18 protein-coding genes and 1 other RNA gene are annotated in these 20,572 nt (G+C 53.0%); 6 read left to right on the forward strand and 13 right to left on the reverse strand.

All coding sequences use genetic code 11. The features are described 5' to 3' along the window. Positions 1-10: 10 nt before the first annotated feature. Together MYB54_RS19065 and MYB54_RS19070 are read right to left on the reverse strand one after the other, a co-directional pair. Positions 11-1,636 carry a (2,3-dihydroxybenzoyl)adenylate synthase gene (locus tag MYB54_RS19065; RefSeq protein WP_014914033.1) on the reverse strand — a complete coding sequence of 542 codons (1,626 nt, stop codon included), beginning with the start codon at positions 1,634-1,636 and terminating at the stop codon, positions 11-13. Further along, complete coding sequence (locus MYB54_RS19070) at positions 1,633-2,829, reverse strand: isochorismate synthase (protein ID WP_014914032.1); 1,197 nt, start codon at positions 2,827-2,829, stop codon at positions 1,633-1,635. The genes MYB54_RS19065 and MYB54_RS19070 overlap by 4 nt, the downstream gene beginning before the upstream one ends. A gap of 342 nt (positions 2,830-3,171) precedes the next feature. Between MYB54_RS19070 and MYB54_RS19075 the strand changes: the two genes are divergently transcribed. Both MYB54_RS19075 and MYB54_RS19080 read left to right on the forward strand, forming a co-directional pair. After that, positions 3,172-4,419, forward strand: a complete 1,248-nt coding sequence (locus MYB54_RS19075; protein WP_248721212.1) for an MFS transporter — start codon at positions 3,172-3,174, stop codon at positions 4,417-4,419. A 222-nt stretch (positions 4,420-4,641) separates the two neighbouring features. Further along, the gene (locus MYB54_RS19080) at positions 4,642-6,603 is read left to right on the forward strand and encodes a TonB-dependent receptor domain-containing protein (protein ID WP_248721213.1); all 1,962 of its coding nucleotides are present in this window, start codon (positions 4,642-4,644) and stop codon (positions 6,601-6,603) included. A gap of 34 nt (positions 6,604-6,637) precedes the next feature. On the opposite strand, the gene MYB54_RS19085 is transcribed toward MYB54_RS19080, so the two are convergent. The 7 genes from MYB54_RS19085 to prfC all read right to left on the reverse strand — a co-directional run bounded on the left by MYB54_RS19085 (position 6,638) and on the right by prfC (position 13,353). Further along, positions 6,638-7,354: a 4'-phosphopantetheinyl transferase family protein gene (locus tag MYB54_RS19085; protein WP_014914029.1), complete on the reverse strand. Its 717-nt coding sequence runs from the start codon at positions 7,352-7,354 to the stop codon at positions 6,638-6,640. 149 nt (positions 7,355-7,503) lie between these two features. Continuing rightward, complete coding sequence (locus MYB54_RS19090; RefSeq protein WP_248721214.1) at positions 7,504-8,781, reverse strand: NupC/NupG family nucleoside CNT transporter; 1,278 nt, start codon at positions 8,779-8,781, stop codon at positions 7,504-7,506. A gap of 301 nt (positions 8,782-9,082) precedes the next feature. Further along, positions 9,083-9,880: a TatD family hydrolase gene (locus tag MYB54_RS19095; protein WP_039282501.1), complete on the reverse strand. Its 798-nt coding sequence runs from the start codon at positions 9,878-9,880 to the stop codon at positions 9,083-9,085. Between the two features lie 114 nt (positions 9,881-9,994). Further along, positions 9,995-10,183, reverse strand: coding sequence for a CsbD family protein (locus MYB54_RS19100; protein ID WP_010284712.1), 189 nt, complete (start codon positions 10,181-10,183; stop codon positions 9,995-9,997). Between the two features lie 151 nt (positions 10,184-10,334). Continuing rightward, on the reverse strand, positions 10,335-10,496 hold the full coding sequence (locus MYB54_RS19105; protein WP_003019081.1) for a DUF1328 domain-containing protein: 162 nt from the start codon (positions 10,494-10,496) through the stop codon (positions 10,335-10,337). A 153-nt stretch (positions 10,497-10,649) separates the two neighbouring features. Further along, the gene (gene osmY / locus MYB54_RS19110; protein WP_014914026.1) at positions 10,650-11,258 is read right to left on the reverse strand and encodes a molecular chaperone OsmY; all 609 of its coding nucleotides are present in this window, start codon (positions 11,256-11,258) and stop codon (positions 10,650-10,652) included. A gap of 505 nt (positions 11,259-11,763) precedes the next feature. Further along, entirely contained in the window at positions 11,764-13,353 is a 1,590-nt protein-coding gene (prfC, locus tag MYB54_RS19115) for a peptide chain release factor 3 (RefSeq protein ID WP_039510188.1), read from the reverse strand. Between the two features lie 291 nt (positions 13,354-13,644). Here prfC and MYB54_RS19120 point away from each other — a divergent pair, with 291 nt between their 5' ends. Continuing rightward, on the forward strand, positions 13,645-14,562 hold the full coding sequence (locus MYB54_RS19120; protein WP_248721215.1) for a hypothetical protein: 918 nt from the start codon (positions 13,645-13,647) through the stop codon (positions 14,560-14,562). A gap of 48 nt (positions 14,563-14,610) precedes the next feature. On the opposite strand, the gene MYB54_RS19125 is transcribed toward MYB54_RS19120, so the two are convergent. Continuing rightward, positions 14,611-15,309, reverse strand: a complete 699-nt coding sequence (locus MYB54_RS19125) for a YtjB family periplasmic protein (RefSeq protein ID WP_039555514.1) — start codon at positions 15,307-15,309, stop codon at positions 14,611-14,613. Positions 15,310-15,465: 156 nt separating this feature from the next. Here MYB54_RS19125 and serB point away from each other — a divergent pair, with 156 nt between their 5' ends. From serB to nadR, 3 genes are all read left to right on the forward strand, one after another. After that, positions 15,466-16,443 carry a phosphoserine phosphatase gene (gene serB / locus MYB54_RS19130; RefSeq protein WP_205536729.1) on the forward strand — a complete coding sequence of 326 codons (978 nt, stop codon included), beginning with the start codon at positions 15,466-15,468 and terminating at the stop codon, positions 16,441-16,443. A gap of 17 nt (positions 16,444-16,460) precedes the next feature. Continuing rightward, complete coding sequence (radA, locus tag MYB54_RS19135) at positions 16,461-17,843, forward strand: DNA repair protein RadA (RefSeq protein ID WP_014914021.1); 1,383 nt, start codon at positions 16,461-16,463, stop codon at positions 17,841-17,843. 118 nt (positions 17,844-17,961) lie between these two features. Further along, positions 17,962-19,215: a multifunctional transcriptional regulator/nicotinamide-nucleotide adenylyltransferase/ribosylnicotinamide kinase NadR gene (gene nadR / locus MYB54_RS19140; protein ID WP_014914020.1), complete on the forward strand. Its 1,254-nt coding sequence runs from the start codon at positions 17,962-17,964 to the stop codon at positions 19,213-19,215. Here nadR and MYB54_RS19145 read toward each other — a convergent pair. The 3 genes from MYB54_RS19145 to zapA form a co-directional block, all read right to left on the reverse strand. Beyond that, the gene (locus MYB54_RS19145) at positions 19,212-19,859 is read right to left on the reverse strand and encodes a 5-formyltetrahydrofolate cyclo-ligase (protein ID WP_248721216.1); all 648 of its coding nucleotides are present in this window, start codon (positions 19,857-19,859) and stop codon (positions 19,212-19,214) included. The two genes, nadR and MYB54_RS19145, sit on opposite strands and share 4 nt — an antisense overlap. Before the next feature lie 39 nt (positions 19,860-19,898). Then, positions 19,899-20,082, reverse strand: a non-coding RNA gene (ssrS, locus tag MYB54_RS19150) — 6S RNA. A 74-nt stretch (positions 20,083-20,156) separates the two neighbouring features. Next, positions 20,157-20,486 carry a cell division protein ZapA gene (gene zapA, locus MYB54_RS19155; protein ID WP_010284667.1) on the reverse strand — a complete coding sequence of 110 codons (330 nt, stop codon included), beginning with the start codon at positions 20,484-20,486 and terminating at the stop codon, positions 20,157-20,159. Positions 20,487-20,572: the final 86 nt, after the last annotated feature.

Below are 20,572 nucleotides of genomic sequence, written 5' to 3' on the forward strand. Positions count from 1 at the left end.
CACAAAATCCTTATTTATTTTGAGTGCTAAGTTGGGTCTGGATGCGCTGACGAAGCAATTTCTTATCAATCTTGCCGACCGGCGTAACAGGCAAGGTGTCGATCATCTCGAAGCGGTCCGGCAGTTTGAATTCAGCAATACCCTGATTGCGAAGATATTTTCTTAACGTGATGGCTTTCAGCGAGGGATCGCTGACCACCAGAAAAGCGCAGCTCTTTTCGCCCATGACCGGATCGGGCATGGACACCAGCGCGGCATGGAGAATGCCGTCATGCTTGAGCAACAGGTTTTCGATCTCTTCCGCGGCAATCTTTTCACCGCCTCGGTTAATCTGATCTTTCTCCCGCCCGACCACGCGCAAATAGCCATCTTCGGTCATCTGCACCACATCGCCCGAGTGGTAGAAGCCTTCACTGTCGAAGGCGCGGGCATTGTGTTCCGGGCTGCGGTAATAGCCGCGGAAGGTATACGGGCCGCGTGTCGCCAGCAGCCCCGCCTCGCCTCTCGGCACCGGATTACCGTCGATATCCAACACTTTCACTTCATCGTCCGGGCTCATCGGATAGCCTTGCGTCGTGAAAATGTGCTCGTCGCTGTCGTCCAGTCGGGTGTAATTCACCAGCCCTTCCGCCATGCCGAGCACCTGCTGTAGCTGACAGCCCAATACCGCCGGAATACGACGGGCGACGGTTTCACTCAGCTTTGCACCACCCACCTGCAAGATTTTCAGGCTACGCAGTGCGTCACCAAACTGTTCGGCCGCCTGGATCCACAGCGCGGCAGCGGGCGGCACCAGCGAGGTAATATCGATCTGATGGCGTTCGATCAGCGGGAAGCAGGTCATCGCCCCCGGATCGGGCGCCAGCACGACGCGTCCACCGGCGTAAAACACGCCGAGCGAACCGGGCGAACTTAGCGGGAAGTTATGCGGCGCAGGCAAGGCACAAAGGTAGCGGGTTTGAGGCGTCAGCTCGCAAATTTCCACGCTGCGGCGCACGCTGTAGTAATAATCGTCATGAGTGCGGGGAATCAGCTTCGGCGTACCGGTACTGCCACCAGAAAGCTGGAAGAAAGCGACCTGCCCCGACGCAGAAGGCTGATACTGGCTGGTCGACGCGCACGGCTGCAACCAGTCTGACAAACTGTGCCCCAGCGGGCTGTCGCCGAGCATCACCACCGTTTGCAGGCGGGGAACCTGCGTCTGTAGCCGATCCAGAAACTCACCGTTGCCGAACAGTGGATGTTCGGCCGAAGCGATCAGTAAACGTGGTTCGATCTGCGTGGCGTACGACAGCAGCTCCAGCTTGTTATGGCTGAACAGCGCGTTAACCGGCGCGACGCCCATTTTCAGCAACGCAAAAAAGGTCAGGTAAAATTCGGCCACGTTCGGTAACTGCACCAGCGCGGTGTCGCCGCAGCGCAGGCCGCTTTCCGTCAGGCGCGATGCCAGCGCGGAAGATTGCCGATCCAGCTCGCGATAGCTCCATTGCCGCTCGCCACACACCACCGCAACGGCGTCAGGCTGCGTCGCCAGATGGCGCTCCCAGGCATCCGTTAACGGCAGACCGATCCAGTATCCCTTGTCGCGATAACGCTGCGCCAGTTCCTCTGGCCAGGGCGTAAATTCAATGCTCATAGTCCATCCACACCTGAGTTAAGCCCAAACGCATTCAGCATCGTGTTTAATTTGGCGGCGGTTTCAGCCCATTCATCCTCGGGGACGGACGCCTCAACAATCCCCGCGCCGGCAAACAGGCGGACTTTGTTGTGTTTGATGGTGCCGCAGCGAATCGCTATCGCCCACTCACCATCGCCGTTGGCATCACACCAACCGACGATGCCGCTGAATACGCCACGATCGTGCGGTTCCAGCTCGGCGATCAACTGGCGCGCTTCCTGCGTGGGGAAGCCGCACAGTGCGGGGGTCGGATGGAGCTGGCAGGCGACCTGAAGCGCCGTCATCTCTGGGTTCGCCAGTTCACCGCGGATAGCGGTAGACAGGTGCCACATGGAAGCGGTGTGCATCAGCGAAGGTACCGATGGAATCGTTAACGACGCACACAGCGGCATCAGGCGTTGGCGGATGTCGTCCACCACCAGCTTGTGCTCGTGCTTGTCTTTACCCGATTTCAGCAGACGCTGGCTGTTCAGGTAATCCAGATGTTCATCGTTCATTCGTCGCGCCGATCCCGCCAGCGGATTAGAGACAATGACATTCCCCTGCTTACGCAGCAGCAGTTCCGGGCTTGCACCCAGCAATACCGAACCATCCGGCAGCGGCAGTGAGAAGTGGTATCCACCGGCGTTCTGCACCATCAGGTTATTGAGGATCGTTTGCGCCTTAACGGGGCTCGCCAGCTCGATGTCCAGAATACGTGACAGCACCGCTTTGCTCAGTTCACCACGGCGGAAGCGCTCAACGGCCTCTGCCACGATGGACTTGAACTGACATTCGTCCGGGACGCTGTTTAACGTTAACGCGGTAGGGCCCGCCGCCGTGTGCTTACGGGCACGGCTGACGAGTTCAGATTTCGTCGTAACGGTATAACTATCAGGGATATAGAGACAAGACGGTTGCGTGGTATCAAAGGGAATCGCCCCTACAACAATAGGCAGCGACTGCCCTGCCTGACGCGCTCGCTGGAATGCCTGCGCGATTGCAGGGCTAAGCCTGTCATCGTGCGAGCCCGGAACACAAACAGGGGAAGAAATACGTTCAAATAAGCCAGAAGTAGACAGGCTTCGGTGTTCCGATGCATATAAAAAAGCGGTCTGTTCCGAATAGGTGAGTCCGCTAGATGCTTCAGTTTCTGTAATCAGTGTATCCACAAGACAGCTCCTGCGCTCGCAAATTAAATACCAATGATTATTAAAATCATTATCATTTATATTAAGCGCAGTTAAATTACACTGAAGTAACGTGTTCGGTCAATCCTTCCACAGAATGGTAATTCACTCCCAGTAATTAGGGGTTAAATTGATGTTAATCAATTTTTTGTGCATGTTTCAGAATGGATAATGGTTAGCAACAGGAATGTATTGATTATAAAACCCACATCACAGATGATAATGAAAATACTTATCATTCATTGTCAGAAAAATTAAGCTGCGCTAGACTGCGCAAATATTTTACTAACTGTGTCTAAATGTGAGCCTGTCATGGATGAAAGCATGTACCGCCCGCACACCCGATCTGTTGTGCATCTGGCGTTGCTAATTAACATGCTTTCCCTCGGTAGCCTGATGATGGTGATGCCGCTAGGCCCCGATTTCATCAGCGCACTGTCGATGGATGCCAAGAACATTGGCTACATTAGCGGCGGCGCAACGTTTGCCTCTGCCATCGTCGGCTTCCTCGCCGCTCCCTATCTGGACAGATTTAACCGTAAACATGCTCTGATCGTGCTGCTAACCCTGCGCTTCGGTTTGACGACCACCTGCATGTTTGCCACCAGTCAAACCCATCTTTTACTGCTGTTTATTCTGGCAGGCTGCGTGGCCGGGCCGGCATCTGGCGTCCTGATGGCGGCAGTTGTCGATATTGTGCCAGCCAACGAGCGCGGCAAGCAGTTGGCGTATGTCGGCATGAGTTTTTCACTCGCGGCAATTGTCATCATGCCGCTGTCGCTGGAGCTGGCTCACCGTATTAACTGGCAAGCACCGTTTTATATTTTCGGCCTCGGCGGCCTGCTACTGGCGCTGTTAGTGCTGTGGTTTTTTCCTTCCATGCCGCCGACGCATCGGGTTCAGCAAGGTTCATCACCCACGACAGCGCCCGCTTCGGTATTACATGACCTGCTGGCATCGCCCCTTTTCCTGTTGGGGCTGACGATCATGTCGCTGCAAATGTTCGGGCATTTCCTGCTGATCCCCCATTTTTCCAACTACTTTCAGTTCAATCTGGCTTTCCCACGGGATGATATTTCCCTGCTCTATCTCTGCGGCGGGCTGGCAAGCATGGTGACCATGCAGCTATGCGGCAATCTGCTGGATCGAGGCTATGCCAGCCGGACGATCGTGGTGACGACGCTGCTGCTGGCCGTTGTCATTCTCTGCGGTTTCGTTTTGCCTTTTTCACTTTCCCTGTATCTGGTGTTCACCCTGTTCATGGCGCTCAGCGCAGCCCGCTCCAGCAGCACGCTGGCGATTACCGCAGGTATTCCGCTACCGCATCAGCGCGCCGCCTTCATGTCCTATCAGGGAACCGCGGCCAACGTGGCGTCTGGGCTTGCCAGCGTCGCCTCTGCCGCTTATCTGAGCACCTCTGCCGAGGGAAAAATTGACGGCTTCTCACAGCTTGCTATCGCCAGCGCCGTATTTGCGCTGGCCGCCATGCTGCTGACCATGCGCTTAATTCCGCAGTTGGCTGAACGCAGCCGAAAGATGGCCGCACGCCAAACGGCACAGACAATACCCTAAATAATTCGAGTTTCAGGAAGGCGGCAAGAGAAGGAATCCCGATGAGCTTACTCAGGTAAGTGATTCGGGTGAGTGAACGTAGCCAACGCACATGCAACTTGAAGTATGACGGGTATACAGGGCAATAAACCGATCGATTCACGTACGAGTGGGTCGGCAATATACGCAACACAACACGCTATTTACGGGGATATTTTTCCACTCTTTGATGGGGTCTTTGACATGCAGCTAAAACCGGAAAATCGTTTTTCATATCATCATTTCCCACACAGCAAGGTGTATCGCGCCCTGCTGGTGACCGGGTTACTGGCACTGCCTGCTCTCGTACAGGCAGAAAACGCGGCAGATGAAAAAATCGTCGTGACAGCAACGCAGACGAAACACACCACGCTAAGCGCCCCCGCCAGCGTTTCTGTCATCACCCGCGCCGAGCTGGAAAAGATGTCGGTGAATAACGTTTCCGACGCGGTGAAAAAGCTGCCGGGGATTAATATCAATCCGTCATCTACCTATGGCCGTAACGAAATCAAGATCCGTGGAATGAAAGCGGACTACACATTACTGCTGATCAATGGTCGTCGAGTTAACTCACGCGAAGCATTGATCAGCGACTACGCTAACGATTTTGATCTTGCTTCCCTCCCCGTTTCCGCCATCGATCGCGTTGAAGTCATCCGTGGTCCCATGTCTTCTCTGTACGGAGCCGACGCGCTAGGCGGTGTAGTAAACGTGATCCTGCGCCAGCCGGGAGATAAAGCCACGGGCGAGATCGGCTATAACTTTGAAGCACCGACTGAAGGTTCCGGCGGCGACCACAACCGCCTAAGCGGCTACGTCAGCGGCCCATTGATAGAGAATACGTTGCTGGGCAGCCTCATTATTGATGGCGGCAAACGTGATGCCTGGCGTACCGAGTTATCGAAAAATCCTAATACCGATGCGCTTGAAGAGCGCGATAACCTCAATTTGTTAGGGAATCTGAGCTGGCTAATTGACGATCGGCAAAGCCTAGATTTTGATGTGACCTACACCAAAGATAATCGGGATGTAGCCTGGAACAACTATGGTGTAGCAAAACGTAATATCCAAAAAATGGATCGCCTTGGCTTAGGATTAACGCATAACGGCAGTTGGGAGAATGTCGATACGCGACTGCGTTACTACTATGAAAACGTAGAGCTGATGGATAACTCAGAGCTCAAAGGCGGCAGAGCCGATACGACACAAGATAACCACACTATTGATGGCCAAATTTCCGGCTATCTGGGTGATCATTTGCTGACAGGCGGTGGTGAGTATCGTCTTACATCTCTAAAACACACGATGAATTTACCAGGTGGGGGCGTTGATGTCAGTCAGGGGGCTATTTTCCTACAAGACGAATTTAAACTCGGCGATCTGGCATTAACTTTTGCAGGCCGTGCCGACCAGCATGAAGTCTATGGAACCGAGTTTAGCCCACGTGCTTATGCAACCTACAGTCTGACGGATAACTGGGTAATAAAAGGTGGTGTTAGCAAAGCCTACAAGGCACCAACGCTTGCACAATCAACAAGAGGTTACTCAATAGTTGACTGCCGTGGTGGTTGCCAGAAAGTCGGAAATCCCGATATTAAACCAGAGACTGCGATAAGTTATGAACTTGGTACCGCCTATGAAGCAGAACGCTTCGGGGCAGGCGTTACTCTGTTTAACAACGACATAAAAGATATGATCCAGACAGAAACACGACTGCCTGGAATGACAAGAATAAGCTACATCAATGTGAATAAGGCAAGAATTCAGGGGATTGAAACCTCATTCTGGGTCGATGTAACAGATGACCTGAACTGGACCACTAACTGGACTATTGTGGATGCCGAAGACCGCACAACCAAAATGCGCCTGAAGCAAACCCCGAAAAATACGGTTAACACGCAGCTGAACTGGCAGGCGCTGGATAACTTATCAGCCTACGTGTCCTATCAGTACACGGGTAACCAGTATCTGTTTGATAAGGAAGCCAGCAAGACACGCGGCTTTAATACCGTGGATATCGGTGCCACCTATACGCCGGTTAAAAACGTAGACCTGAAACTGGGCCTCACGAACCTAACCAACGAAAAACGGGATTACGTTGCTACCAACAACGACTACTTCCTGTCTGGACGTACGGTGTACGGCGGCGTGAGCTATAAGTTCTGATGCCAATTGCTCTAGCCCGCTAACGCGGGCTTTTTTAGCAGCAGAGAAACGTGGTGACGTCGTACTCTCTTAACAGATATGCGCCTTTAAAACGGCGTCCGGCGTAAAACGTCGGCGTCAGATCGGTCAGCAGTTCCAGCTCAAACTCGCGTTTGGTGATATCCAGCGCCACGAGTCTGGCATCCAGAAAATCGAAATAGTGCCTGACCTGCGGGTAAAGCGCCTTAAACAGGCTCTCCTTCGCTGAGAAGCTGATCGTCAGCAAACAGCTAAATGCTTCTTCCCGCTCTTGAAACCATTGGAATTCTTCGTCACCAATGATGCCGGGCCACAGCGATTGCGCACGTTCGTCGGACATAAATCCTTCGATATCCACCCCCACGCACGATAGGGCGTCGCTCCGTAAATGTGCAGCGCAGAGTACGCTGTCTTTGTTATGGCTCAGCGAACCGGCAATATTACCCGGCCACTGCGGCGAGCGGTCTTCCCCGCTATGCAGAACAAAATCAGGGTGTTCCAGCTTATTTAACACGTGTTTGGCGACACAGCGCCCAGCCAGAAATTCGGCGCGGCGTTTCGGTACGGCGCGTTCTAGCGCGTCGGAGAAAGGAATGTTCGCCTCGGCAAAAAGCGCGTCGTCGTAGGCAGACAAATGGAAATGGCAGCGAGCAGTAATACCTGGGTAGGCGGCACCGTCCGTTGCCCGTGGAAAAGTAATCCATTCAACATCATCAATAAAAGCAGAAAGCATGTTGCTCCACTCAGGCAAGCATATCGCACCCGCATTCGGTAAATGCTGCATAGGCCACGTTTAATCCCTGAAAAATGTAGGGACTTAAACGAACAATGGGCGACTTTCGCCGCCCATCATCTCGCTACTGCAAGAATGCCTGGTTACATTTACAGGGCCAAGAAGAACCCTGCGATGCAGGCGCTCATCAGGTTAGAAAGCGTACCTGCCGCAACCGCTTTCAAACCAAAGCGGGCAATATCCTGACGCCGAGTCGGTGCCATACTGCCCAAACCTCCAATAAGGATAGCAATAGACGAAAGGTTAGCAAAGCCGCACAGCGCGAACGAAATCACAGCTTTGGTATGATCCGACAGAACCTGCAAACCCGCGGCCTGCACCACATTATCCGCTTTCAAATATTCACTGAAATTCATGTAAGCAACGAACTCGTTGACGATCAGCTTCTGCCCAATAAACGAGCCCGCCACAGTTGCTTCACTCCACGGAATACCAATCAGGAACGCGACAGGCGCAAAGCACCAGCCCAGAATCAGTTCCAGTGACAGCTGCGGATAGTCAAACCAGCCGCCGATACCGCCCAGAATACCGTTCAACACGGCGATCAAGGCGATAAACGCCAGCAACATCGCGCCCACATTCAGCGCCAGTTGCATACCAGAAGCCGCACCGCTTGCCGCGGCATCAATGACGTTAGCCGGGCGATCGTCTTCATCAACAAAGCCAACCATCTCATCATGGTCGTGCGTTTTTTCCGTTTCCGGCACCATCAGTTTGGCGAACAGTAACCCACCCGGCGCAGCCATAAAGGAGGCCGCAATCAGGTATTCCAACGGCACGCCCATCTGGGCATAGCCCGCCATCACCGCACCTGCAATCGACGCCAACCCGCCGCACATTACCGCAAACAGCTCTGACTGCGTCATGTTGGCAATATACGGACGAACCACCAGCGGCGCTTCCGTTTGGCCGACAAAGATATTGGCCGTCGCAGAGAGCGATTCAGTACGGGAGGTTCCCAACAGTTTCTGCAATCCGCCACCGAGTACCTTGATGACCAACTGCATAATGCCCATGTAGTACAACACGGCGATAAGGGAAGAGAAAAAGACGATAATCGGCAATACGCGGAGTGCGAAAACAAACCCACCACCGCCAAATACTTCGAACATTTTGTCGGATACCAAACCGCCAAACATGAACGAAACGCCTTGATTTCCGTAGGCGATAACGTTTGCTACACCGCCCGTCAAACCTTCAAGAATCTTGCGGCCTACGGGTACATACAGCACCAGTGCACCGATACCGACCTGAAGAATGAAAGCACCGGCTACGGTGCGCAATCTGATAGCTTTACGGTTATTGGACAGCATAACCGCGCACAGTATCAGAACAATCATGCCGATGAGACTCATAACGAGTTGCATGTGCAGTTCCCTATAACGCGTGAAAAAAGTGAGAGCATAATAAAAATCGTGTCGCCAGAGCGGTAAGCACGCGCTGGCGAGCCGATTATAGAGATAGGCCCGTAAAGGTCGCTAATTTATGTCACAAATACATACAACATCGAACAGTCCAAAACACCAAAAAGTGATCCTCATCACAATTTTATGGTTGGTATATGAAATCGAAATGGCTGTTCTGTCTGTTGTTGCACAGAAATAAAGAAAAGCGAAAGCAAACAGGCTTCCGCTTTAGGGGAAGAGTTTCAGCATAACGGTAGCAGTGTTATGTCGGGGTAAGCCGCCCAAACAGCCTGAACGAATTCTGCCACAGCGCCTCAGCAATCTCTTCAGGCGGTTCTGCACGTAACTCACAAAGCGTTTGAAACGCGCACGAAATGCGCTCGGGTCGGTTGGGTTGCCCCTGATAGCCACTCATCGGCATATCGGGCGCGTCAGTTTCCAGCAGCAGCCGATCTAACGGCAGCCGCGCGATCGCCTGACGCGTTTTGTTCGCTCTGTCATAGGTAATGGTTCCCCCCACGCCGATGTAATAGCCCAGCCGGATAAAGGCCTGCGCCTGCGCCAGACTGCCTGCAAACCCATGAACTACGCCAGTACGCGGCACGTCGATACGGCGGAGCAATTGCGCCAGCCTGTCGTGGCTGCGTCGCGAGTGCAGGATCGTCGGGAGATCGTATTTTTTCGCCAGCCGAAGCTGAGCCTCAAGAAAGGTAAGCTGCCGCTCAAACTGCGGTTCCGGCATATAGAGATCCAACCCAATCTCCCCCACCGCCACCAGCGTTACAGGCAACTGACGCAGTTCCTCTTCCAGACGGAGCAGGTCGCTTTCCTGATGTTCAGCGATATACAGCGGGTGAAGACCCAGTGCGGCATAAAGTGGAGAGTAGGTGCGAGCGAGCGTCAACACGCGCTCAAAATGCTGAGAAGCCACAGCCGGAATAATGATGCGCTCAACCCCAGCGTCTTGCGCCAGACGCAGGCTTTCCGGTGCATCATCATAGAATAAGGGGAAATCGAAATGGCAGTGGGTATCGATAAAGCGGTGTCGTTCAGAAAGCACGTTGCTTCTCTCCGTCAAGATTAGGCCCGTCAAGATGAGGCGACCTAATCTACGCCCAAGTAATACCCTGCCAAAGCCTCATGGCAGAATCGGACTTGTCGTTGCGGTGAGGCCTCAGTGTAGCGTGGTTTTCTCTGAGGATACCTCTTCGTGCGCTTTTCCGTAACCCTCTTGCAAGACGCCGGACAGGTAATCATTACTCCCTTCCAGCCAGGCACAGTCGCTGTCAAACCAATCAGCCCACAGTGCCAGGAAATTCCCTTTCCACTGTTTCCATTTGCCAACAACGATATCGCTATTCATCATAACCCTCCTGATAAACTGTCGAAATGCAGCAAATACGCGGGTCGTATTAGAAGATAGTGTGCCGGTAAAATATGACAGCCGCGTGGCGCGGCTGTGTGCTCTGTATGACATTTCTTTCTGTGGAGAAAGAATGAAAGAAGGTGCTGTGCTACGGCCGTTTTCGACCCGTGAACAAGCTAACCAGAAACAGAATAATACCGACCACAAAGACGATTTTCGCCGCGCCAGCTGCTGTACCGGCCAATCCGCCGAAGCCCAGTGCTGCCGCGATCAGTGCGATAACTAAAAATATAATGCCCCAACGAAACATACGCTCTCCTTACCAGACAAAAAATGAAAAATCATGGTGGTCATCCTGACGCGCTTCATGCGTCCTGACTGCGTATCCACAAGTGGTGTTTTATTGTGCGGATTAGGTAGGGTTATCCGCGATTACGGATAACCCTGTACGGTATGGCGACGGTTATTTCACTGCCAGGTCGTTCTTGACGCTTTTCACGCCGTCAACGGCCTTCGCAATACTTTCAGCCCGATCGGACTGCGCTTTGCTGTCCACCTCGCCGCTCAGCTGCACGACGCCAGCCTGCGTTTCGACTTTCACTTTACGGGACGGAACAATGTCATCTGCCAGCAGTTTGGCTTTAATCGTGCTGGTAATCACAGCATCATCGGCATAAGCGCCAACCGATTGTGATTGGGAATCTTTCACCTGCAGTTTATCGCTGACGGACTGGACGCCCTCAACCTGCGTAGCGATTTGCACCGCACGGGTGCTCAATTCCTGACTACCGACAAAGCCGCTCAGCGTGACGACGCCATTTGATGTTTCAACGGAAATGTCGCTGCTGGTAATCGATTTGTCTTCCAACAACGCACTCTTCACTTTTGCTGTGATCGCGCTGTCACTGACGTAGTCAGATGCTTTATTGGCGGAGCTATCGATTTTTGCACCAGTTGTGTCCGCGATACGTTCTACTTTCTGCCCTAACGTTTCCTCAGCCATGGCACCGCCAGCCAGAATAGAACCCAGAGCAACTACGATCAGCGATTGTGTCAATTTGGTCTTTTTCATCGATGTCTTCCTTCTTATGCTCTTCTATAAACCCGAAATAACCGATTTGGGTCACGTTAACGCCTGCACCGTCATCAGCAAATCAAGGTGATAATGACGTTATCAATACTCCGATGATTCCCTCTACTTGCATAAAAAAATCAGAGTATTGAATTGCAAAGGCGAAACAAATCAAAATAATGAACCAACTTAAATTGCACTAACAGTTGAACAAGCTAAATCAGTTAACACGCTGTTAACTATAGCCTACAGAATGGAAAATCACAGGGGAGCAAGGGAATATGCGCAGCAATTCAGATTTGTCTGTTGCACTGAAGCGAGAAATCACAGCAGGGGAAAAAGCAGGGTAATACATTGTTTTTAAATACATTTAAAAATAAAAACACCCGGCACTTTTGGCTTAAAGCCAAGCATAACCGGGTGATGATTATTTTAACAATGTGGTCACGATGTAAACGCCACAGTCACGATAATTTTCATGAAACCGTAGCGCCACCGATTAAAATTAATGCTCGCGCGTTTGGTGGAACGTCACTTCTGGATAGCGTTCCCGCGTCAGGTTCAGGTTCACCATCGTCGGAGCGACATAGGCCAGATTATCCCCGCCATCGAGTGCCAGATGCAGTTCGTTCTTACGCTTAAATTCTTCGAATTTCTTCACATCGCTGCACTCAACCCAGCGCGCGGTAGAAACGTTCACCGACTCGTAAATCGCCTCAACGTTGTATTCCGTTTTCAGACGGGCAACGACCACATCAAACTGCAGCACACCGACAGCCCCAACGATCAGGTCGTTGTTGGTCAGTGGACGGAAGACCTGCACCGCGCCTTCCTCAGACAGCTGTACCAGCCCTTTAAGCAGCTGTTTCTGCTTGAGCGGGTCACGCAGGCGGATACGACGGAACAGTTCCGGCGCAAAGTTGGGGATACCGGTGAATTTCATGTCTTCACCCTGTGTAAACGTATCGCCAATCTGGATAGTGCCGTGGTTATGTAACCCGATGATATCGCCGGGGTAGGCTTCTTCAATGTGGGAACGGTCGCCCGCCATAAAGGTCAGCGCATCTGAAATCACCACGTCTTTGCCCGTACGCACCTGACGCAGCTTCATGCTCTTTTCATATCTCCCGGACACCACGCGCATAAACGCCACGCGGTCACGGTGTTTCGGGTCCATATTGGCCTGAATCTTGAACACAAAGCCGGTGAATTTCTCTTCCGCCGCCGTTACTTCACGGGTATCCGTTTTACGCGGCATCGGCGCAGGAGCCCAGGCGACTAAGCCGTCCAGCATGTGGTCAACGCCGAAGTTACCCAGTGCCGTACCAAAGAAGACTGGCGTCAGTTCACCAGCCAGAAACGCGTCCAGTTCAAATTCGTGCGATGCTCCTTTCACCAGCTCCAGCTCGTCACGCAGCTGTGCAGCCAGCTCTTCGCCAACGGCAGTATCCAGTTCCGGGTTATCCAGCCCTTTAACGATGCGCACTTCCTGAATCGTATGGCCTTTACCGGTCTGATACAGATAGGTTTCGTCTTTATAAAGGTGGTACACGCCTTTGAACAGTTTGCCGCAGCCAATCGGCCAGGTAATTGGCGCACAGGCAATCTTAAGCTCGCTCTCGACTTCATCCAGCACTTCCATCGGATCGCGGATGTCACGGTCAAGTTTGTTCATGAACGTCAGAATCGGGGTATCGCGCAGACGAGTGACTTCCATCAGCTTACGCGTACGATCTTCGACGCCTTTTGCGGCATCGATCACCATCAGGCAGCAGTCCACCGCCGTCAGCGTGCGATAGGTATCTTCGGAGAAGTCTTCGTGCCCTGGGGTATCCAGCAGATTCACCAGGCAATCACGGTAGGGAAACTGCATCACGGACGTGGTGATGGAGATACCACGCTGCTTTTCCATCTCCATCCAGTCGGATTTCGCATGCTGGTTCGAACCACGCCCTTTTACCGTACCGGCAGTCTGGATCGCCTGTCCGAACAGCAGGACCTTTTCGGTAATCGTGGTTTTACCGGCATCGGGGTGAGAAATGATAGCGAACGTTCTTCTTTTGGAGACTTCGCGGGCGTATTCACTTGGAGACATGATTTTCAGGTTTCTTTTGTTAGCCACCCGGCGTCAGCATCAAGTCAACAACACACCGATGTCAGATCGTCAGGCAAAGCGGAAATAAACTGTAGCCGAGCATTTTCCCTGATTTAACGTGCAGACACAATCGGTGATGGTATAAACAGCGCGGAGATATCATGCTCGCCGTCACCGTTCTGATACCACCATCAACAATTACGCCATAAATCATTTATAAAGTTATCATTTATCTTTGCCGATAATATTTGGGTCAATATTTAACCATTTGATCGCACTTAAGGAGAGAGTATGAGCTTGTCTGTAAATAATACGGGTTATAGCAATTCTCAGGCCCAAAGCACCGCGACATCATCGACTACAGCACAATCCACGACAACAGAGTCCACTACGGCCAGCAGCGACATCACACGCATCATCGATCCTATTACCGGAAAAACCGTCACCTTCCCCAACAATATAAAAATTTCTGCGGAAGCGATGGCTCGATTGAAAGAAAATGCCGGCAAGCCCCTACATCCTGACGTGACCAAGATAGATGAAAATGCGCAGCGGACAGAGGCCCAGATCCGCGATCTCGCGCGGCAAAGAAACGTCTCCGGTCCCAACCCGAATATCAATCTATCGGTTGATCCCATCGGCACAAACGAAATGGCGCTTGAGCTCTGGTCAAATAACCTCAAAGAAGACAGCGGCATCAGTAAAGAAGAGTTTGTCGGTCTGGTTCATCAAGCACTGTCGAAACCATCTGATGTGACAACATGGAGCTATACCACTGATAGCATCGAAATCACGCTAAAAGCCGCAAAGCTGGAAGAACTGAAAAACCGCTATGTGGATAGCAGCGCTCACCAGAAAGCCGATAAAGATATTCAGGATTTCATCAAACACCAGTCTGACGCGCTGAGTAATCTGGAAAAAAACATCCTACAAGATGAGTATCAGCGCAGCGTCGACGCGGGAGACACCGATAAGGCCAGCTCCACGTTTCTGGAATTGCAAAAAAATGCGGAAGGCACATCGGCCACGCAGGTTCAACGGCAGCAAATCTTTTCTCTTGCAGCCTCGACACCTGCTAATTCGCTGTTTGACAGCTTTCGTAACTATATCTCTGCAACGGCGTCTGACCGCTATACCCAAAACGATCATCTCTCCGTCATCAGCAAATTTCAGTCTCACTGGTTCCAGTTTCAGCAGCAGTTGAAATAGCACACACTCCCCGTACAAACGCTCGGTTTGTACGGGAGCCATTGCGTGTCAGAGGCCTTTCTCTTCCTCGTCCTTTTTCACTACCGTCCCGTCGTTCGACCGCGTATCGCTCTCTGCCTCATCCCCTTCTTCTTTCACTGGCGTACTCGCCGTGAGAAGGTAAGGCGACTGCTGCCAGCGGGTACGGCGATTCTGCAAGAGCGTGCGGGTCAGAATGATGCCAATAGCCAATGAAAGCAAAATCATCAGACGCAAAATATTGGTGGTGTTATCGACCTGTCTGGCTTCGGTCGCCAGTACATGCGTATCTAAGGTAATCCGCAGGAAGCCGATCGGCCCTTCTTTTCCCTCAATCGGCTGCACCAGCTGGTGATTAAAGTAGCTACCGACCCGATTGCCATCCAGCGCCAGCCTGTCTCTCAGTTGCACCTGCTCACCGATATGCGCCACCAGCGAGCCGTCCTGCTGATACACGCCGGCATCCAGAATGCGGCTGTGATCGGTAAGCTGTGTGAGGATGGTATTAATTTTTTGACTATTATCGTCCACGCTGCCCATCAACGGCGAAAGGCTGTAAGCCACCTGTCTGGAAAGCGTACGCGCCAGATCTTCAACCTGTTCAGATCGCGCCATCTGGTGGCTCAAACTGAAATAGGACGCACCTTGCATTAATACCACTAGCAGAGCGAGGCAAATCAGCACAATTGCCGTGCGGTGTAGACGAAATTTCACCCGGGCGCGAACCATGATAATCCTTACACGATTTGGATACTTTCATGTTGCCAGAAGCGCCGACGATAGGATAGCTTGTTGCCCAGTTTTTGGAGGGATATGTTTGGTCGACGCCGCATCCCTCTTTATCGCACGACTTTATCGCACTACTGCCAGCAGAGGATTTACCCCATGTCGAATAGTCTGACCTATCGTGATCTCCCTGATGAGATCAACTGTTGGCCGGGACTGCCACTATCACTAAGCGGTGACGAAGTGATGCCGCTTGACTACCGCGCTGGCGACACCGGCTGGTTGATCTACAGCGACGTTCTCGATAAGAACCTGATTTCCCGCTACCAGCGTAAGCTGGGGAGCGCGATGGTGATCGTGAGCGCCTGGAACGTGGGCGATTATCAGGTCGTGCGTTTAGCCGGCACGCTGACGCCGCGTGCAACCAAGCTGGCCCACGAACTGGGCATCGATGTCGCGGCCATGCGTAACGCGCCAACGCTGCGTTCGCCGGGTTTATTGGTGATGGACATGGATTCCACCGCGATTCAGATCGAATGTATTGATGAAATCGCCAAACTGGCGGGCACAGGTGAACTGGTCGCTGAAGTCACCGAACGCGCGATGCGTGGCGAGCTGGATTTCGCGGCCAGCCTGCGCCAGCGCGTAGGAACATTAAAAGGTGCCGACGCCAATATCTTACAGACGGTGCGTAAAACGCTGCCACTGATGCCGGGCCTGCGTAATATGGTTAGCCAGCTTCAGGAAGCAGGCTGGCACGTCGCGATTGCATCAGGCGGGTTTACCTACTTTGCTGATTATTTGCGTGATGAATTAGGTCTGGTCGCCGCCGTTGCCAACGAATTAGGCATGCAAGACGGCAAGCTGACCGGCGATGTCATCGGCACGATTGTCGATGCAAAATATAAAGCGACCACGCTGCAACAGCTGGCGGAAAAGCTGGAAATCCCAATGCATCAGACCGTTGCGATTGGTGACGGCGCGAACGATCTGCCGATGATCAAGGCAGCCAGCTTAGGCATTGCCTATCACGCCAAACCGAAGGTCAATGAGCAGTCTGCGGTAACCATCCGTCATGCCGATCTGACCGGCGTGCTGTGCATCCTGAGCGGCAGTATGAGACACGAAAAGCGTTAATCAGTGGGAGGTGAGACGTGGCAAAAGCCGTCAAACGGGCGTTTGTATGTAATGAATGCGGGGCTGACTACCCGCGCTGGCAAGGGCAGTGCAGCGCCTGCCATGCCTGGAACACCATTACCGAAGTCCGTCTGGCCTCGGCGTCAACATCACGTTCCGACCGTCTCACCGGTTATGCGGGCGAAAGCGCTGGCGTCAGCCGGGTACAAAAGCTCTCGGAAATCAGTCTTGAAGCCCTGCCGCGCTTTTCCACCGGTTTTCAGGAGTTTGACCGCGTTCTGGGCGGCGGCGTCGTTCCGGGCAGCGCGATTCTGATCGGCGGTAACCCTGGCGCGGGTAAAAGTACCTTACTGCTGCAAACGCTCTGCAAGCTGTCAGAGAACATGAAAACCCTGTACGTCACCGGGGAAGAATCCTTGCAGCAGGTTGCGATGCGGGCGCATCGTCTCAACCTGCCGACCCAAAACCTCAATATGCTGTCGGAAACCAGCATCGAACAGATTTGCCTGATTGCCGAGCAGGAACAGCCGAAGCTGATGGTGATCGACTCCATTCAGGTGATGCATCTCGCGGATATTCAATCGTCACCCGGCAGCGTGGCGCAGGTGCGTGAAACCGCCGCCTACCTGACGCGCTTTGCAAAAACGCGCGGCGTCGCTATCGTGATGGTCGGCCACGTCACCAAAGACGGTTCACTCGCTGGGCCGAAAGTGTTGGAACACTGCATCGACTGCTCCGTGCTGCTGGATGGCGATGCCGATTCCCGCTTCCGCACCCTGCGCAGCCATAAAAACCGTTTCGGCGCCGTTAACGAGCTGGGCGTGTTCGCGATGACGGAACAGGGTCTACGCGAGATCAGCAATCCGTCGGCAATTTTCCTCAGCCGCGGTGACGAAATCACGTCCGGCAGTTCAGTCATGGTGGTGTGGGAAGGTACGCGTCCGCTGCTGGTCGAAATTCAGGCGCTGGTGGATCAATCGATGATGGCCAACCCGCGTCGCGTGGCGGTCGGGCTGGAGCAAAATCGCCTGGCGATCCTGCTGGCGGTATTACATCGCCATGGCGGCTTGCAGATGTCCGATCAGGATGTATTCGTGAATGTCGTCGGCGGCGTTAAAGTCACCGAAACCAGCGCCGACCTAGCGCTGCTGCTATCGCTGGTTTCCAGCTTCCGTGACCGCCCGTTGCCGCAGGATCTTGTCATCTTCGGTGAAGTCGGTCTGGCGGGCGAAATCCGCCCGGTTCCGAGCGGCCAAGAGCGGATTACCGAAGCCGCCAAGCACGGCTTCAAACGCGCCATCGTTCCTCATGCCAATATGCCGAAGAAAGTCCCTGCCAGCATGCAGGTGTTCGGCGTGAAAAAGCTGGCCGACGCGCTGGCGATCCTCGACGATCTCTAAACAAGCCTCAGAAGGCCATCCGTCCCCTTTCATCCTGAACTAAACAGGGGGAAAGAGTAGCGGATGTTGCCCTGTTCTGTGGTATTTTGTTTAGTAAGCTAAACAAGAGTGCTGCACCATGTCATCATTTGATTACCTGAAATCCGCTATCCGGCAGAAGGGTTGCACCCTACAGCAGGTTGCTGACGCGACCGATATGACCAAAGGCTATCTCAGTCAATTACTTAATGCCAAAATCAAAAGCCCTAGCGCCCAGAAGCTGGAAGCGCTGCATCGCTTTCTTGAACTGGAATTCCCGCGCTACGAAAAGAGCATTGGTGTCGTCTTCGGTAAGTTCTATCCGCTACACACTGGCCACATTTATCTGATTCAACGAGCCTGTAGCCAGGTCGATGAACTGCATGTGATTTTAGGTTACGACGAACCGCGCGACCGCCTGCTGTTTGAGAACAGCTCGATGTCACAGCAGCCCACCGTCAGCGACCGCCTGCGCTGGCTATTGCAGACCTTTAAATATCAGAAAAATATTCATATTCACGCCTTCAATGAGCAAGGAATGGAGCCTTACCCGCACGGCTGGGATGTGTGGAGCAAAGGAATTCAGGCGTTTATGCAGGAAAAAAGCATCACGCCGAATTTCGTCTACACCAGCGAAGAGCAGGATGCCGCACAATACCGTGAGCAACTGGGCATCGAGGCCGTCCTGATCGACCCGCAGCGCTCCTTTATGAACATCAGCGGTTCGCAGATTCGTCACGATCCCTTCCGCTACTGGGACTATATCCCGACCGAAGTGAAGCCGTTCTTTGTGCGTACCGTGGCCATTCTTGGCGGCGAATCCAGCGGTAAATCCACGCTGGTGAACAAACTGGCGAATATCTTCAACACCACCAGCGCCTGGGAATATGGCCGCGATTACGTGTTCTCCCATCTGGGCGGCGACGAGATGGCGTTGCAGTATTCCGACTACGACAAGATAGCGCTGGGTCAGGCACAGTACATTGATTTTGCAGTGAAATATGCCAATAAAGTGGCCTTTATCGACACCGATTTTGTCACCACGCAGGCGTTCTGCAAGAAATACGAGGGCCGTGAGCACCCGTTCGTTCAGGCGCTGATCGATGAATACCGCTTCGATCTGGTGATTTTGCTGGAAAACAACACGCCGTGGGTGGCCGACGGGCTGCGTAGCTTAGGTACCACCGCCGCCCGCTCGGAGTTCCAGGATCTGCTGAAAACGATGCTGGCTAACAATAATATCCCGTACGTTTACATCAAAGAGTCGGACTACGATTCGCGTTTCCTGCACTGCGTGGAATTGGTACAGCAGATGCTGGGTCACGATCGCTCGCCTGAACCGCTCAAAAGCTAGCGCGTGTCCCACTGCCAATGGCGGGAGGGGGTAATGATTTCCGGCAGCGGAATATCCCAGCTTTCCACTGGCAGTGCATCCACCTGCTGACAATCGTGGGCCAGACCGATCGGGTAAGGCCCACGCGACATCTGGTTGCGATACTGCAACGTACGGTCGTAAAACCCGCCCCCCATACCCAGCCGCTGCCCCAGATGATCAAACGCCACCAGCGGCGTCAGCAGGATGTCTAACAGCGGTAACGGCAGCACCTGACGCACATCCAGGCGCGGCTCCATAATCTTCAGACGATTGCGTACCAGCTCAGTGTCCGGCGCATAGCGCAGGAACAGCAGATGCCCGGTGCGAAACGGATGCAGAACCGGCAAATAAACGCGTTTCTCCTGCCGCCACAGCTGTTGAATCAGCGGGTTCGTATCCAGCTCGCCATCAAATGACAGAAATACCGCCACGCTATCTGCCTGTATGATTTTCGGATGCGCCATGACGCGCTCACACGCCTGTTGCGCAAAACGCGACTGCTGCTCTGACGTCAGTAAACGCCGATTCTGCCGCACAGCCTGACGAATTTGCTGACGCGATGCTGCCGTAGAAGAGAGTGAGGTATCGGGAAGTGCCGATGAAGATGAATCAGAAGATGACATGGGCTGCATTCGCCACGGGTCAAGAATGATAAAAGAAAGGGAATCTCCGAGATGCCGCCGCAGGCTGTAACCCTTGAACCCTTGGTTCAAGGTGAACATAACGTCGCAGTCTTAAGGCTTCTCGGACGAACCGAGCGTGCTCACCAACCGCAGAGCATTACATTCTGTTGGTATGAAATATCGGCTCAGGGGACTGGCCCGCTGACAAACATCTCAGAGAAATTTTATTCGTTACTCGCGATAAACCTTAGCACGTCTTATCGCGTAAAAACACCGTACTTTTGTCAAAATACGACGTTATTCAAATTGTGCACCCTGACGTTCGGTGATCTTGCCCTGCTCCAGCAACGCCTGTTCGATGGTCTGCTGCAACATACGAATACGCTGTTCCATATTCGACGCATAATCACGCGTCTTACCCCGTTCCTGCGCCAGCTCATGGCACACGTTCAGCGCGGCAATAAACACCAGTTGCTCAGTGTTTGTGACTCTAGTGCGAACTTTAAGATCTTGCAACCGCTGGTTAAGATCTTCCGCAGCCTGATTCAACGCATCCTGTTGTTCTGGCGGGCAATTCACTCTTAACGAACGGCCAAAAATTTGAATATCTACTGGTTGTGCAGACATACCACCTTCCTGCCTTTTGTCGTTCTTGCGCCTGCGTGCCGCATAGCATGAGCATTACCCGTTACATCGGGCTCGTTAAAGCGGGC

This window comes from Pectobacterium nicotianae (assembly GCF_023272715.1).
Classification (GTDB): Bacteria; Pseudomonadota; Gammaproteobacteria; order Enterobacterales; family Enterobacteriaceae; genus Pectobacterium; species Pectobacterium brasiliense.

Excerpts from the sequence above, each read along its gene's own strand:
- MYB54_RS19065 (WP_014914033.1), bottom strand. The coding sequence starts at position 1,636 with ATGAGCATTGAATTTACGCCCTGGCCAGAGGAACTGGCGCAGCGTTAT.
- MYB54_RS19075 (WP_248721212.1), top strand. The coding sequence starts at position 3,172 with ATGTACCGCCCGCACACCCGATCTGTTGTGCATCTGGCGTTGCTAATT.
- MYB54_RS19080 (WP_248721213.1), top strand. The coding sequence starts at position 4,642 with ATGCAGCTAAAACCGGAAAATCGTTTTTCATATCATCATTTCCCACAC.
- MYB54_RS19085 (WP_014914029.1), bottom strand. The coding sequence starts at position 7,354 with ATGCTTTCTGCTTTTATTGATGATGTTGAATGGATTACTTTTCCACGG.
- MYB54_RS19090 (WP_248721214.1), bottom strand. The coding sequence starts at position 8,781 with ATGCAACTCGTTATGAGTCTCATCGGCATGATTGTTCTGATACTGTGC.
- MYB54_RS19100 (WP_010284712.1), bottom strand. The coding sequence starts at position 10,183 with ATGAATAGCGATATCGTTGTTGGCAAATGGAAACAGTGGAAAGGGAAT.
- MYB54_RS19105 (WP_003019081.1), bottom strand. The coding sequence starts at position 10,496 with ATGTTTCGTTGGGGCATTATATTTTTAGTTATCGCACTGATCGCGGCA.
- osmY (WP_014914026.1), bottom strand. The coding sequence starts at position 11,258 with ATGAAAAAGACCAAATTGACACAATCGCTGATCGTAGTTGCTCTGGGT.
- prfC (WP_039510188.1), bottom strand. The coding sequence starts at position 13,353 with ATGTCTCCAAGTGAATACGCCCGCGAAGTCTCCAAAAGAAGAACGTTC.
- MYB54_RS19120 (WP_248721215.1), top strand. The coding sequence starts at position 13,645 with ATGAGCTTGTCTGTAAATAATACGGGTTATAGCAATTCTCAGGCCCAA.
- MYB54_RS19125 (WP_039555514.1), bottom strand. The coding sequence starts at position 15,309 with ATGGTTCGCGCCCGGGTGAAATTTCGTCTACACCGCACGGCAATTGTG.
- serB (WP_205536729.1), top strand. The coding sequence starts at position 15,466 with ATGTCGAATAGTCTGACCTATCGTGATCTCCCTGATGAGATCAACTGT.
- nadR (WP_014914020.1), top strand. The coding sequence starts at position 17,962 with ATGTCATCATTTGATTACCTGAAATCCGCTATCCGGCAGAAGGGTTGC.
- MYB54_RS19145 (WP_248721216.1), bottom strand. The coding sequence starts at position 19,859 with ATGTCATCTTCTGATTCATCTTCATCGGCACTTCCCGATACCTCACTC.
- zapA (WP_010284667.1), bottom strand. The coding sequence starts at position 20,486 with ATGTCTGCACAACCAGTAGATATTCAAATTTTTGGCCGTTCGTTAAGA.